The sequence below is a fragment of the Xanthomonas sp. NCPPB 1128 genome (genome assembly GCF_001043115.1).
In the GTDB taxonomy this organism is placed as follows: domain Bacteria; phylum Pseudomonadota; class Gammaproteobacteria; order Xanthomonadales; family Xanthomonadaceae; genus Xanthomonas_A.
The window spans coordinates 23,404-38,006 of the sequence record NZ_LFME01000034.1 but is presented as its reverse complement, the minus strand read 5'-3'; the positions used below and the strand labels follow the sequence as shown (position 1 = coordinate 38,006).

Sequence of the window (14,603 nt, the reverse complement as noted above, 5' to 3'; positions counted from 1 at the left end):
GATGCGGGCATGCACCGATCCCGCTTGCTCGCCCTGCTCTCCCTGACCCTCGCCCTCACGCAGGCCCTGGCGCAGGCCGCGCCGGCGCCAGGCGACGCGGCAATGCACGACGCGGGCGCCATGCACATTGACCTAGACCCGACCGCGCTGGCCGCGGTTCCACACGAACGGATCGTGGCACAGGCGCACGGCCAGCGTCTGGACTGCGAAGGCCTGGCGCTCGCCGCCCTATTGCAGGCGCAACACGCGATGCCGACCGAGCCGCTGCGTGGCGCGCAGTTGCAACGCCGGATCGAGGTCGCTGCACGCGACGGCTACATCGCCGTGTTCACCCTGGCCGAGCTGGACCCGACCCTGGGTGCGCGGCGCGTGCTGCTGGTCGACCGTTGCGGCGGCGAGCCACTGGCAGCCGACGTGGGCCCACTGCGCCTGATCGTGCCGCAGGACCAACGGCCCGCGCGATGGGTGCGCCAGGTTCGCACGATCACCGTCATCACCGCCTGATCTTCTGGAGCCACCCATGTCCCGTCTCCTGCGCCGCCTCTGCCTGTTCGCACTTGCCGCCGCCATCGCGCTGCCATCCGCCGCGCAGACGCCGCTGACCGTGTTCGCCGCCGCCAGCCTCAAGGAATCGCTGGACGAGGCCGCCAGCGCCTACCAGCAAGCGCACGGCACCCCGGTGCAGGTGTCCTACGCCGCCAGTTCCACGCTGGCGCGGCAGGTGGAACAGGGCGCGCCGGCGGACGTGTTCGTGTCCGCCGACCAGGAATGGATGGACTACCTGCAGCAGCGCAAGCTGATCGACCCAGCGCTGCGCCGCGACCTGCTCGGCAACACCCTGGTGCTGGTGGCGCCGGCCGCCAGCACGGCGCAGGTCGAGCTGCGCAAGCCCGGCGCGCTGCTCGCCGCGCTCGGTGCGCAAGGGCGGCTGGCGGTCGGCCAGACCGCCAGCGTGCCGGCCGGCAAGTACGCGCGCGCGGCGCTGCAGGCGCTGGGCCAGTGGAACATCGTGCAGCCGCGGCTGGCCGAGAGCGAGAGCGTGCGCAGCGCGCTGATGCTGGTGGCGCGCGGCGAGGCGCCGCTGGGCATCGTCTACGGGTCCGACGCCCAGGCCGAGCCGAAGGTGCGGGTGGTGGCGACCTTCCCCGCCGACAGCCACGCGCCGATCGTGTATCCAGTGGCACCGCTGCGGGCGAGTGCGCAGGCGAAGAGCGCCGCCGATTTCGTGCGCTGGCTGGGCACCCCGCCGGCACAGGCGATCTTCCGTCGCCATGGCTTCTCGCTCGCCCGCTGAGGCCTGGCATTGTTCGAGTTCACCGCGCAGGAACTGACCGCGATCGCGCTGAGCGTCAAGGTCGCACTGGTCGCGGCGCTGGCCAGCCTGCCGTTCGCGGTGGCCTGCGGCTGGCTGCTGGCGCGGCGCCGCTTCTTCGGCAAGGCCTTGCTGGACGCGCTGCTGCACCTGCCACTGGTGATACCGCCGATCGTCACCGGCTATGCGCTGTTGCAGCTGTTCGGGCTGCAGGGTCCGATCGGCGGCTGGCTGTTCGAGCACCTCGGCGTGCAGTTCGCGTTCCGCTGGACCGGCGCGGCGCTGGCCAGCGCGGTAATGGGCTTTCCGCTGATGGTGCGGGCGATCCGCCTGGCGCTGGAATCCACCGACCGTCGCCTGGAAGCGGCCGCCGCCACGCTCGGCGCCGCTCCGTGGCGGGTGTTCTTCACCATCACCCTGCCGCTGGCGTGGCCGGGCGTGGTCGCCGGCGGCGTGCTCGGCTTCGCCAAGGCGCTGGGCGAGTTCGGCGCCACCATCACCTTCGTCTCCAACATCCCGGGGCAGACCCAGACCCTGGCCTCGGCGATCTACAGCCTGCTGCAGGTGCCCGGGGCCGAGGCCGGCATCTGGCGGCTGGCGGCGGTGGCGCTGGCGATCTCGCTGGGCGCCTTGCTGGCCTCCGAGTGGCTGGTCCGGCGCCAGCGCGGCGCGGAGGCGGATGCATGAGCGGCGCGTGCGCCCGGAGCCTGCGCCGATGCTGAGCATCGACCTGCACCTGCAGCGCGGGCGCTTCGCCCGCCACGTGCGCATCGAGGAACAGGCGCGGGTGGTCGCCCTGGTCGGCCCGTCCGGCGCCGGCAAGACCAGCCTGCTCAACGCCATCGCCGGCGTGCTGCCGCCGCGCAGCGGGCGCATCGCCATCGATGGCCGGGTGTTGTACGACAGCGCCGCCGGCATCGACCTGCCGGCGCACCGCCGCGGCATCGGCTACGTGTTCCAGGACGCTCGGCTGTTCCCACACATGGACGTGCGCCGCAACCTCGGCTACGGCCGCCACGGCCGCGGCCAGCCGGCGCGCTTCGCCCTGGACGCGGTGGTCGACCTGCTCGGCATCGGCGCCCTGCTGGGGCGGCGCCCCGACACGCTCTCCGGTGGCGAAGCACAGCGCGTGGCGATCGGCCGCGCGTTGTTGGCGCAGCCGTCGCTGCTGCTGTTCGACGAACCGCTGTCGGCGCTGGACGCCGATCGCCGCAGCGAACTGATTCCCTACCTGCAGCGCGTGCGCGACGAAGTGCGCCTGCCGATGCTCTACGTCAGCCACCAGGCCGAGGAAGTGGCGCGCATCGCCGACGCGGTGCATCGGCTGGACTGACGCCGACATCGCGTTCACCGGGGCCGGAGAGACTGAAGTTCCCGCCACGGCAGACGTCGCATGCGCCGCTACCGCAAGCTCGACTTCCCCACGCAGGACGTGCGCCGCTTCCTCGAGCCGGGCCCGGTGGTATTGGTCAGTTCGGCCTGGAAGCAGCAGCGCGACGTCATGACCCTGGGCTGGCACATGGTGCTGGAGTTCTCGCCCTCGCGGCTGGCCTGCTGCATCTCCAGCACCAACCACAGCTTCGACCTGATCCGGCGCAGCCGGCAATGCGTGATCAACCTGCCCACTGCCGACCTGGTCGACACCGTGGTCGGCATCGGCAACAGCAGCGGCGCGGACCTGGACAAGTTCGCGTACTTCGGCCTCACCGCGGAGCCCGCCACGCATGTGACGGCGCCGCTGATCGCCGAGTGCTACGCCAGCTTCGAATGCCGCCTGCACGACGGCAGCCAGATCGGCAAACACGGCCTGTTCGTGTGGGAGGTAGTCAAGGCGCACGTCGCGGCCTCGCCCAAGCGGCCGCGCACCCTGCACTACCGGGGCGACGGCCGCTTCATGCTGTCCGGCCCGGAGATCTCGCGGCGGCGTCTGTTCAAGCCGGAAATGCTGTAGATCCTGCCCGCTGGCGGCAGGACCGGGAGCGGCCGATGGCTTCGGCCGCTCGGCAGGCCATGCACACACGCCGGGTGTGCCAACTCGGCAGCGTTCGTGCATGGAAGGGCCGCGCCCCTCTAAGCTATATCGATGACCGATCATCTCGACGACCTCTACGCCGCTGCCGACCTGATCCTGCAGCGCATCGCCGGCCCGCTGCGCGTGGGTGCGCCGCTGGGGCTGGGCAAACCGCACCGCCTGCTCAACGCGCTGTACGACCGCATCGAACACGATCCGACACGGCCGCTGCAGATCTACACCGCGCTGTCGCTGCATCCGCCGGCGCCCGGTGGCGGGCTGCAGGGGCGCTTCGCGCGGCCGTTCGTGCAACGCCATTTCGGCGAGGATTTCCCGCGCCTGCGCTACGTGCAGGCGATGCAGCGCGATGCGCTGCCGGCGCACATCCAGGTCGAAGAGTTCTACATGCAGTCCGGCGCGCTGCTGCGCTCGACCCAGGCGCAGCGCAGCTACACCAGCCTCAACTACACCCATGCCGCCGACGCGGTGGCGCAGCGCGCGCCGAACCTGATCGTGCAGAAGGTGGCGCGCGAACCCGACAGCACCCGGCTGTCGTTCTCGTGCAACAACGACATCACCCAGGACACCCTCGCGGCGGTGCAGCGGCGCGGCCTGCCGCGGCCGCTGCTGGTGGCCGAAGTCGATCCGCAGCTGCCGTGGATCGGCGGTTGCGCGGCGGTGGAGCCGAGCTTCTTCGACGTGGTGGTGACCCCGCCGGGGCCGTATCCGCGCCTGTTCGGGCTGCCGCGGCAGCCGGTCGCCGATGCCGATTACGCCATCGGCCTGTACGCCAGCACCCTGGTGCGCGACGGCGGCACGCTGCAGATCGGCATCGGCACCCTGGCCGATGCGCTGTGCCACGCGCTGGTGCTGCGGCATACCGACAACGCGCGTTACCGGCAGGTGCTGGCGGCGCTGGATCCGGCGCTGGAGCGGCATCCGGCGGTGCGCGAATGCGGCGGCCTGGATCCGTTCGAGGTCGGCCTGTTCGGCTGCAGCGAGATGCTCAACGAGGGCTTCCGGCAGCTGGTCCAGTGCGGGGTGATCCGGCGCAAGGTGCTCGACGACGCACCGCTGCTGCAGCGTGTGGCCGACGGCAGCGCCGATGCGCAGGACCTGCAGCGGCTGGAGCGCGAGGGCGAATACCTGCAAGGCGCATTCTACCTGGGCTCGCCGGAGTTCTACGCCTGGCTGCGCGACATGGACCCGCAGGCCCGTGCGGCGATCGGCATGCGCCGCATCAGCGAGATCAACCAGCTCTACAGCGGCGAGGCGCTGCGCCGGGTGCAGCGGCGCGAGGCGCGCTTCTTCAACTCGTGCATGATGGCCACCGCGCTCGGCGCGGCGGTGTCCGATGCGCTGGACGATGGCCGCGTGGTGTCCGGCGTCGGCGGCCAGTACAACTTCGTGGCCATGGCGCATGCGCTGGACGACGCGCGCAGCGTACTGATGTTCCGCGCCGTGCGCAGCGACGGCGGCGCAACGCAGTCCAACGTGCGCTGGAACTACGGCCACACCACCATTCCGCGGCACCTGCGCGATCTCTACGTCAACGAGTACGGCATCGCCGACCTGCGCGGCCTGACCGACGAGGATTGCATCGCGGCGATGACCGGGATCGCCGATGTGCAGGCACAGCCCGCGTTGCTGGAAGCCGCGAAGGCCAACGGCAAGTTGGCCGCCGACTTCACCGCACCGGCACACTGGCTGCGCAACCGCGCCGAACGCGTGCGCGACACACTGGCGCCGTTCCGCCGCGATGGCACCCTGCCCGACTACCCGCTGGGCAGCGATTTCACCGAGGTCGAGCAGCGCCTGCTGCGCGCGCTGTCCTGGCTGCAGCAACACACCGCCAGTACCGGCGCCAAGCTGAAGACGGTGGCAAGTGCGGTAATGGCGCGTCCCGCGGCGGATACCGCCTGCATGCAGCGCATGGGACTGGACGCGCCGCGCAGCCTCGGCGAGCGCCTGGAAGCGACCTTGCTGGCGTTCGCCCTGCAGCGCACGCGCGCGCCACAGTGACGCGTGCGCAGGCGCCGCCCATCGACGCAGCTCACATGTAGGAGCTGCTCGACGTGGCCTTGGGCCATCCGCCGCGACGCGACTTACCGGGAATGCCCCGTCGCGGCTGAAGCCGCTCCTACAAGAGCGACCGCCGCGCGCTGAGTCGCGGCAAAAGCGAATTCTCGGAGGCGCCCTTCAACCAGGCGCAACAAGGTGACGACGATCGCGCGCGCATGGGACGCTGCGCACGATCGTGGCACGGCACCAGCCATGACACGATTCCGCAACACGCACGCAGGAAACGCGTCAACTCCGTTCGGGATGCTGTGGAGATATCGTTACCAAGCGTGCCCGCGATGCCTTCCAAGCACTCTGTCCCGAGGTCGTCGAAGCCCCGCAACGCATCAGCCGCATTGCGCGCGCGGCTGGTGTCATTGGCGCTGTTGCCGTTGACGCTGCACGCACAGCCCAGACTCACCGACCTGCAGTACATCGGCAGCCACAACAGCTACCACGCCGGCTTCGCGCCCAGTGAAGCGGCGCTGTGGAAACGCCTGGACCCGGCGACGTTCGCGGTGCTGGACTACCGGCATCCGCCGTTGACGCAGCAACTGGACGATGGCGTGCGCCAGATCGAACTGGACATCTACGCCGACGCCAAGGGTGGGCGCTACGCACACCCGGCGATGATCGACCAACTCGCCAAGGCCGGGCTGCCGCCGGCGCCGCCGATCGCCGCGCCGGGTGTGATGCAACAACCGGGCTTCAAGGTCATGCACATCCAGGACCTCGACCAACGCAGCACCTGCCAACCGCTGCTGGCCTGCCTGCGCGAGGTACGGGCGTGGTCGCAACGGCATCCCAGGCATCTGCCGATCTTCATCCTGCTGGAAACCAAGCAATCGACCGTGCCGGCGGCCTTTCCCACGGTGCAGCCCGAGCCGTTCGACGGCGAGGCGCTGGATGCGCTGGACGCCGAACTGCGCTCGGTGTTCGCCGCGAACGACTACATCAGCCCCGACCAGGTACGCGGCAGCGCCGCCACGCTCAACGCTGCCGTGCTCGCGCATGGCTGGCCGGCGCTGGCGGCCGCGCGCGGCAAGGTGGTGTTCCTGCTCGACCAGCGTTCGGTCGGCCCGGCCTACGTCGCGGGCCATCCGTCCTTGCGCGGCCGCGTGTGTTTCACCAACGCCGATCCCGGCACCGACGATGCCGCCTTCGTCGAGCGCAACGACGGCAGCGCCGAGGAAATCGCGCAGTTGGTGAAGGCCGGCTATCTCGTGCGCACGCGCACCGATGCCGACCTCAAGGAAGCCAAGCGCAACGACACCGCACGGCGCGACGTCATGCTCGCCAGCGGCGCGCAACTGCTCAGCACCGACTTCCCCGATCACGAACCGGCCGCCTCCGGCTACGTGGTGCGCTTTCCCGGCGACGCTGTCGCCCGCTGCAATCCGCAACGTCCGCACGTCGACTGCCACGGCGTCGACCTGCGCCACTGATCGCCCGCGGCCGCGACGGGTCGCGGCCACAGCCTGGACGCACGCAATGGAAGGCCTTGGCGATCCGCGCGCCGGCATCGGCGCGTCCGGACCCCGGATCGCAACCGCTGTTTCCCCCAACGAGTCGCCCCCCATGCTCTCTTTCCATCGTCCTCGCCCCTTGTGCTGTGCCATCGCCCTCGCGCTTGCGCTCTCGCCCGCCGCCCACGCCAGCGACGCCGATGACGTCCCTGACGCCAGCGCGCGCACCACCACCCTGGATTCGGTCAACGTGCAGGCCGCGCAGGCCACCGTGCCGGGTTCGCTGGACGAACAGCGCCTGTCCAACGGCGTCAACAGCGTGATGAGCAAGCAGCAGATCGACGCGATTCCCTCGGCCGGCATCGCCGACGTGGTCGCGCACCTGCCGGGCCTATCGGCCTACAGCGACATGCACCTGGGCCAGGCCACCACCGGCGAGAACGCCTACGTCAGCATCCGCGGCCTGGATGCCAGCTACAACAACTACCGCCTCAACGGCTTCGGCATGCCCGAGACCGATTCGTCCACGCGCGCGATCTCGCTGAACATGCTGGCGCCGTTCGGCATCCAGTCGGTGCAGGTCTCCAAGTCGCCGACTCCGGACCTGCCGGGCGACGCGATCGGCGGTGCGATCGACATGCGCACGCCCAGCGCGTTCGACTTCGACGGCGATTTCTACGGCAAGACCACCACGCAAGGCCAGTTCAACGCGCTCGCCTCCGACCTCGGCGGCAAGCACACCGGCGGCACGGTGCAACAGGAGCTGGCCTGGAAGTTCGGCGACGACCACGCGTTCGGCGTCTATGCCTCGGCCTACTACGGCAAGAACAACAACATGGCGCAGGCGCCGGCACCCAACAGCGCGTACTTCCCGGCGGACCCGGCGCAGGCCAAGGCGGTGGATCTGCGCGACGTCGGCCCGCTGCTCAGCGCCCGCTACAAGTACAGCGTCTACACCAGCCAGATCGAACGCTACGGCGGCAACCTCGCCTTCGACTGGCAGGGCGAGCACACGTCCCTCTTCGCCCGTGCCATCTACGGCAGCTACAACGTCACCGGCCAACAGGACCAATCCAGCGCACGCCTGGAAACCGTCAACAACCAGCCGACCGCGGTGCGTGGCGGCTACTTCAACACCCACGACATCAAGGAAACCCTCGCCACCCTGCAACTGGGCGGACAGACCACGCTGGACCGCCTGCGCTTCGACTACGGCGGATCGTTCGGCCGCGGCACGCGCAGCCGACCGGACTACGTCGCCGCGAGCCTGTACGGTTTCACCCCGGGCAGTTTCGCGTTCGACCTGAACGATCCCACCTATCCCAGCATCGAACCCAGTTCGCCGGCCCTGAAGAACTTCTTCTACAGCCTGGATTCGGCGCTGTTCTGGAAGACCCAGGGCCACGATGCCGGCAGCCACGACAACCGCGCCAGCGCGCATGCCGACATCCGCTACCGCGTGGACGGCGACGTGCTCGACGAGGTCAAGACCGGCCTGTCGCTCGACCACGCCGACCGCGGTTCCTACGATCACCCGTTCTTCCACAAGGACGGCAACTTCGTCTACAACGGTCCCTACTTCGGCGGCACCAACTACGTCTTCCCCAACGCCGGCGGCCCGCCGCTGAGCGCGCTGCCCGGGCGCCTCACCTATGCCGCCTTCGATGGCCACTATGCCGGCCCGTTCAAGATCCTGGACCGCGACTGGGTGCGAGCGCAGGCGGTGCCGTACAAGTACGTCAACGATCCCAATGGCGCCGGCATCTATACCGCCAACGACTACAACGCCAACACTACCTCCAGCACCGAGGCGATCTACGCCGGCTACGTGATGGCCACGCTGCATGTCGGCGCGGTGACGGTGCTGCCTGGCGTGCGCTACGAACTGACCCGTTATTCCGCCGACGCGTGGCAATCGAACGGCGACGGCATCAACGGCCGCTTCGTCGGCAGCGGCCGCAGCTACGGCGAGGTATTGCCCGGCATCAGCCTCAACTATCGCCCGGACGAGCTCACCGTCTACCGCGCCTCGTTGCGGCGCAGCTTCAGCCGTCCGGCGTTCGGGCTGATCTCGGGCGAGACCGTGTACACGGTCGATCCCACCCAGAAGGTCATCGGCATCTCCAGACCCAATCCCGACCTGCAACCGAGCAAGGCCGACAACGCCGACCTGTCCGCGGAGTTCTACGACCGCAACGGCGGCGTGCTCAGCGCCTCGACCTACTACAAGCGCATCACCGGCTTCATCTACACCTCGCAGTCGGCGACCAGCAACGACAACACGCTCGGCGGCCTGGTCCCGACCGGCACCACCTTCGAAGACGGCGTGCCGGTGACCATGCCGCAGAACGGCGGTACCGCCAGGCTGTACGGCGTGGAGCTGGCCGGCAGCAAGCGCCTGCAGGACCTGCCGGGGTTCTGGGGCAATCTCGGCATCGCCGCCAACCTGACCCTGCAGCACAGTTCCGCCGACAGCAAGCGCGCCGACCAGCCCGAAAAGACCTGGCTGCCGCGTGCGCCCGAGCGCATCTACAACCTGGACCTGTTCTACGACGACAGCCGCCTGCGCGCCGACCTGAGCTACAACTACACCGGCCTGCAATTGCTCGGCCTGACCAGCGACCGGCTCAACTACTACCTGCAACCGGTCAAGTCGCTGGACTTCACCGCCACCTACCACCTGCCGCACGGCATCGACCTCGGCATCGCCGCCAAGAACCTGCTGAACTCGGCCACGTTCTACGAGACCCAGGGCAAGTCCACGCGCTACATGGCCTACGACCCCGGTGCCGATGGCGCCTATGTGGAAACCGGGCGCGTGTACATGCTCACGCTGAGCTATACCTACTGACGCGGCATCGGCCTCAGGCGCGGCACGCCGGAGGCCGTGCTGCGTATCGCCGACATCGATGCGCCACCGGCGTTGCGGTGCGCGCGTGGGATAGCGGGCGTTTTCCTGCGCACCGTTCCAGCGCAATCACGCATCCCCGGCCGTCTGCGCCACCAGCCCACCTGCACGCCGCCAATACCGCGCGGCGCCCGCCACGCAACGGTTTCCGCCCTTCCGGGGCGGGTACCGGCGGGGGATGTCATTCGCGTGTAAAATTGCGGGTTTTTGACCACTCACATGGCGAAAGCCCTTCCACGGGCGCCCGTCCCGGGCCCGGCCTTCATTCGCCTGCTGGCGCGCCTGAGCGATGCGCCGATGCCCGCGTCCAGCCCCGCGCTGGCCGACCGGCTCGGCCAATGGATCGACTGGAACCGCGCGGTGGCGGTGTCGCGGGCGCTGGACGGCAAACTGCCCGAGCCTGCCGAGGACGCTCCCGCGGCGCCGGAACCATCGGCGCTGGAGGCCGAATGCGGCCGCGTGCGCGCCGCGCTGGAAGAGAGCATCGCCCTGGACATCGCCAAGGAAACCGGCAAGCCCGTGGGCAAGCGCCAGCACGACCCCGATGCCCCCATCGAGTACGCGCCGTTCCGCCAGCGCTACCTGGCGCTGCAGCGGGCGATGCTCACCGCCACCGGGCGTCTGCGCGGCCTGCTACGCGATGCCTTGGTCCCGCTTTCGCCCGACATGGCGCGGCTGGCCGAGGTCGACGCGGTCATGGAGCTGACCCTCAGCCCGCGCGAGCAGACCCTGCTGGCGACGGTGCCGAACCTGCTGGAAACGCATTTCCAGCGCCTGCGCGCCACCGCCGCGCCTGTTCCCGATCCAACTCTCACCGATGCTCCGCCGGCGCCGTCCGACGCGGCCTGGCTGGCCCTGTTCCGCCAGGACCTGCACAGCGTGCTGCGCGCCGAACTGGACGTCCGTTTCCATCCCATCGAAGCGCTGCTCGCCGCGCTTCGCAGCCGTTGATTCGACCCTCATGCCCAAGACCCTGCTCCATTCCGTCCTGTTCCTCGCCGGCCTCGCCGTGGTCTGCTGGATCGGCGTCGGCTATCTCGGCTCCAACCCGCTGGGCGCCAGCTTCGCCGCGCTGATCGGCCTGTGCTACCTGGCCGGCATCGCCGAGCTGTACCGCTACCGCCAGGCCACCGCGACCCTGCAGACCGCGCTGCGCGAGGCCGAGTCCGCGCGCGACGATCTGGGCGGCTGGCTGCAACGGCTGCACCCGAGCCTGCGCAACGCGGTGCGCCTGCGCATCGAAGGCGAGCGCGCGGCCCTGCCGGTGCCGGCGCTGACCCCGTACCTGGTCGGCCTGTTGGTGCTCCTGGGCATGCTCGGCACCTTCCTGGGCATGATGGCGACGCTGCGCGGCACCGGCCTGGCGCTGGACAGCGCCACCGATCTGAATGCCATCCGCGCCTCGCTGGCGGCGCCGCTGAAGGGCCTGGGTTTCGCCTTCGGCACCTCCATCGCCGGCGTGGCCGCCTCGGCGATGCTCGGCCTGCTCGCTGCGCTGTGCCGGCGCGAGCGCCTGCAGGCAGTGCAGCAACTGGATCTGCATGCGGCCACCGCGCTGCGCACGCACTCGCTGGCCTACCAGCGCAACGAGGCCTTCAAGCTGCTGCAGACCCAGGCCACGCTGATGCCGGGCCTGATCGAGCGCATGCAGACGATGATGGCGGCGCTGGAACAGCACAGTGCGGTCAGCGGCGACCGTCTGGTCAGCAGCCAGGACGCCTTCCACAGCCGCACCGAGGCCGCTTACACGCGCCTGGCCGGGGCAGTCGAACAGGCCCTTCAGGCCGGTGTGGCCGCGCACGCGCGTGCGTTCGGCGACGCGCTGGAACCGGTGGTGCAACGCACGCTCGACGGCGTGGCGCGCGAGACCGCCGCGCTGCAGGACACCGTCGGCCAGGCAGTGCAGCGGCAACTGGACGGCCTGGCCAACGGCTTCGCCCAGGCCGCCGAGCAGGCCACGCAGCGCTGGGACAGCGCGCTGGCCGCGCAGCACCGCGCCAATGGCGCGCTGCTGCAGGAGCTCGGCAGCGCGCTGCAACGCGCCGGCGACGGCCTGGAACAGCGTGCCAGCACCCTGGTGGAGGCGACCGCAGCCCGCCTGCAGGCCGCCAGCGACGACGCCCGGCAAGCCTGGGCCGAGGCCCTGACGCAACAACGTGAGGCCAACGACGGCCTCGCCGCGCGTCATGCGCAGGCACTGGATACGGTAACGAGCCACCTGGATACCACTGCCGAGACTGCACAACAGGCCTGGAACGCCGCGCTGGCGCAGCAGCGCGACGCCAACGAAGCCCTGGTCGCACGCAACGCGCAGGCACTGGACAGCGTGGCGACGCGCCTGGACGCCACCGCCGAGGCCGTCCAGCAGGCCTGGGGGGCGGTGCTGACACAGCAACGCGAGGTCAACGACACCCTCGCCACACGCCATGCGCAGGCGCTGGAGACCGTGGCGACCCGCCTGGACGCCACCGCCGAGGCCGCGCAACAGGCCTGGCGCGCGGCGCTGACGCAGCAGCGCGAGATCAACGAGGCCCTGGCGGTGCGCAATGCGCAGGCGCTGGACACCGCCGCGGCCAGCCTGGAACAGCGCGCCGCCGCGCTTGCCGAGACGCTGCAGCAGGCGCATGCCGGCCTGCAGGACGCGCTGGAAGCGCGCGACCAGGCGCGCCTGCGGGCCTGGACCGACAGCTTCGCCAGCATGGCCGCAACCCTCGGCGGGCAATGGGAGCACCACGGCGAGCGCATCGCGCAGCGCCAGCAGGAGATCTGCAGCACCCTGCAGGAGACCGCCGCGGCGATGTCCGAGCAGAGCCAGGCGCAGGCGCGCGACACCATCGCCGAGATCGAGCGGCTGGTGCAGGTGGCCTCGGAAGCGCCGAAAGCCGCGGCCGACATGGTCGCGGAACTACGCCAGAAGCTCTCCGACAGCATGGTCCGCGACACCGCGATGCTCGACGAGCGCAACCGCCTGCTGGCCACGCTGCAGACCTTGCTGAAGGCGGTCAACCACGCCTCCACCGAGCAACGCAGCGCGGTGGATGCCCTGGTCGCAACCTCGGCGGATTTGCTGGAGCGCGTCGGCAGCCGCTTCACCGAGCAGATCGAAGCGCAGACCGGCAAGCTCGACGACGCCGCCGCGCAGGTCGTCGCCGGCGCCACCGAGGTCGCCAGCCTGGGCGACGCGTTCTCCGGCGCGGTGCAGGCCTTCGGCGAATCGAACATGGCCCTGCTGGAACGCCTGCAGGGCATCGAGCAGGCACTGGACAAGTCGCTGGCGCGCAGCGACGAACAACTGGCCTACTACGTGGCGCAGGCGCGTGAGGTGATCGACCTGAGCATGCTCTCGCAGCAGCAGATCACCGAGGAGCTGCGCCAGCTCGCCGCGCGCCAGGCGCCCGACCAGGCCGACGCAGCATGAGCGACGAGTTGGAACTCGACGCGGACAGCGGCGCGCCGGTCTGGGCGGTGTTCGGCGACCTGATGTCGGTGCTGCTCGGCGCCTTCGTGCTGATCCTGATCGGGGTGATCGGCGTGCAGTTGCAGTTGTCGAACAAGCTGGATGCGGAGATGCGCCAGCGTCAGTTGGAAGCGCAACAGCGCAAGACCCTGGAACAGGCGCTGGCCGCGCCGCTTGCGGCGGGCCGGGTGACCCTGGTCGACGGCCGCATCGGCATCCGCGGCAACGTGCTGTTCGCGCTGAACTCCGACCAGTTGCAGCCGGAGGGCCGCGACCTGCTGAAGAGCCTGGCCGCGCCACTGGCCGGCTACCTCAAGGCGCGCGACGAGATCCTGATGGTCAGCGGCTTCACCGACGACCGCCAGGTGCGCGAGAGCAATCGCCAGTTCGCCGACAACTGGGAGCTGTCGGCCGAACGCGCGTTGACCGTGACCCGAGCGCTGATCGAGGCAGGCGTCCCGGCCGATGCCGTCTTCGCCGCGGCCTTCGGCGCGCAGCAGCCGGTGGCGCCGAACGTGGACGAGGCCGGACGCGCCAGCAATCGCCGCGTGGAAATGGCACCGCTGCCGCGCATGCGCAAGCGCGCCGCGACACCGCATGCGCCCTGATCGGATCGCCGCCGCCGATCGCCTCGCCGCCTGGCGTGCACAGCATGCCGAGCGGCTGGACCCGCTGCGCTTCCGCGTCATCGAAGCACTGGCGCGCCGCACCGAGGCACAGCAAGGCAAGGCGCGGGAACTGCTGGAGCAGAAGCTGTCGGCCCTGCTCGATGCCTATGCCGCGACACTGGCCGCGGCGCCGCAGGGCGTCGTCGACGATGAGCCCGCCGCGACGGTGCGAGCGACGCAACCCGGCCCGCTCGGTGCCTTGCTGGCACAGTGCCGCCCCGCGGCCACTGCGACCCGCGCCGGCACCGACCACGCCGCTGGCACCGCCACCGACCTGGATGCCGGCGGCGAAGCCTCCAGGGCGGCCGACGCAAGCGGCGCAGAAGCCCCTGCACCAGCGCCCTCGCCCGCCGCAGCAACCGCCGCGGCGCGACTCACCGCGCCGCAACTGCCCGCGGTCGAAGACGCGCGCCGGCTGTGGACCGAACTGCGCAGCCGCAGCCAGTTGCGGCAGTCGCTGCAACCGGCCCCCACCGATGCCGGCCCGCTCAACTCCGGCGTGCTGGTGCATCGCGCATTGGCGCTGATGCGCACGCTCTCGCCCGGCTACCTGCAGCACTTCCTGTCCTACGTCGACGCACTGTCCTGGCTGCAGCAATTACACGATGGCGGCGCACTGGCGAAGCCGCAGCAATCCGGCAGCGCCGCCAGCAAACCGGCGACACCGCGCAGCAAGCCGCGCAAGCGCGGTTGACCGCATCGCCAGTGCACCTAGCGCTG

General features: G+C 70.3%; 12 protein-coding genes. All 12 read left to right on the top strand.

The annotated features are described in order from the left end of the window. Positions 1-9: 9 nt before the first annotated feature. The 12 genes from ACP93_RS17690 (at position 10) to ACP93_RS17635 (ending at position 14,577) form a co-directional block, all read left to right on the top strand. Positions 10-504 carry a hypothetical protein gene (locus ACP93_RS17690; RefSeq protein WP_131721667.1) on the top strand — a complete coding sequence of 165 codons (495 nt, stop codon included), beginning with the start codon at positions 10-12 and terminating at the stop codon, positions 502-504. 16 nt (positions 505-520) lie between these two features. Further along, a complete protein-coding gene (modA, locus tag ACP93_RS17685; protein WP_048491976.1) occupies positions 521-1,294 on the top strand; it encodes a molybdate ABC transporter substrate-binding protein in 774 nt (257 codons plus the stop codon). 9 nt (positions 1,295-1,303) lie between these two features. Further along, positions 1,304-1,999 (top strand): molybdate ABC transporter permease subunit, encoded by a 696-nt coding sequence (gene modB, locus ACP93_RS17680; RefSeq protein WP_048491975.1) that lies wholly within the window; start codon positions 1,304-1,306, stop codon positions 1,997-1,999. Positions 2,000-2,027: 28 nt separating this feature from the next. Continuing rightward, on the top strand, positions 2,028-2,645 hold the full coding sequence (locus tag ACP93_RS17675) for a molybdenum ABC transporter ATP-binding protein (protein ID WP_048491974.1): 618 nt from the start codon (positions 2,028-2,030) through the stop codon (positions 2,643-2,645). A 60-nt stretch (positions 2,646-2,705) separates the two neighbouring features. Next, entirely contained in the window at positions 2,706-3,263 is a 558-nt protein-coding gene (locus ACP93_RS17670) for a flavin reductase family protein (protein WP_048491973.1), read from the top strand. A 132-nt stretch (positions 3,264-3,395) separates the two neighbouring features. Continuing rightward, positions 3,396-5,345, top strand: coding sequence for an acetyl-CoA hydrolase/transferase C-terminal domain-containing protein (locus ACP93_RS17665; RefSeq protein ID WP_048491972.1), 1,950 nt, complete (start codon positions 3,396-3,398; stop codon positions 5,343-5,345). Between the two features lie 338 nt (positions 5,346-5,683). Further along, complete coding sequence (locus ACP93_RS17660) at positions 5,684-6,829, top strand: phosphatidylinositol-specific phospholipase C1-like protein (protein ID WP_048491971.1); 1,146 nt, start codon at positions 5,684-5,686, stop codon at positions 6,827-6,829. A 133-nt stretch (positions 6,830-6,962) separates the two neighbouring features. Next, positions 6,963-9,701, top strand: coding sequence for a TonB-dependent receptor (locus ACP93_RS17655; RefSeq protein WP_048491970.1), 2,739 nt, complete (start codon positions 6,963-6,965; stop codon positions 9,699-9,701). A gap of 276 nt (positions 9,702-9,977) precedes the next feature. Next, complete coding sequence (locus ACP93_RS17650) at positions 9,978-10,709, top strand: DUF3348 domain-containing protein (RefSeq protein ID WP_048491969.1); 732 nt, start codon at positions 9,978-9,980, stop codon at positions 10,707-10,709. Positions 10,710-10,719: 10 nt separating this feature from the next. After that, positions 10,720-13,176 carry a DUF802 domain-containing protein gene (locus tag ACP93_RS17645; RefSeq protein ID WP_048491968.1) on the top strand — a complete coding sequence of 819 codons (2,457 nt, stop codon included), beginning with the start codon at positions 10,720-10,722 and terminating at the stop codon, positions 13,174-13,176. Then, positions 13,173-13,823 carry an OmpA family protein gene (locus tag ACP93_RS17640; protein WP_048491967.1) on the top strand — a complete coding sequence of 217 codons (651 nt, stop codon included), beginning with the start codon at positions 13,173-13,175 and terminating at the stop codon, positions 13,821-13,823. The genes ACP93_RS17645 and ACP93_RS17640 overlap by 4 nt, the downstream gene beginning before the upstream one ends. Continuing rightward, the gene (locus tag ACP93_RS17635) at positions 13,813-14,577 is read left to right on the top strand and encodes a DUF2894 domain-containing protein (RefSeq protein ID WP_048491966.1); all 765 of its coding nucleotides are present in this window, start codon (positions 13,813-13,815) and stop codon (positions 14,575-14,577) included. Before ACP93_RS17640 ends, ACP93_RS17635 begins: the two co-directional genes overlap by 11 nt. Positions 14,578-14,603: the final 26 nt, after the last annotated feature.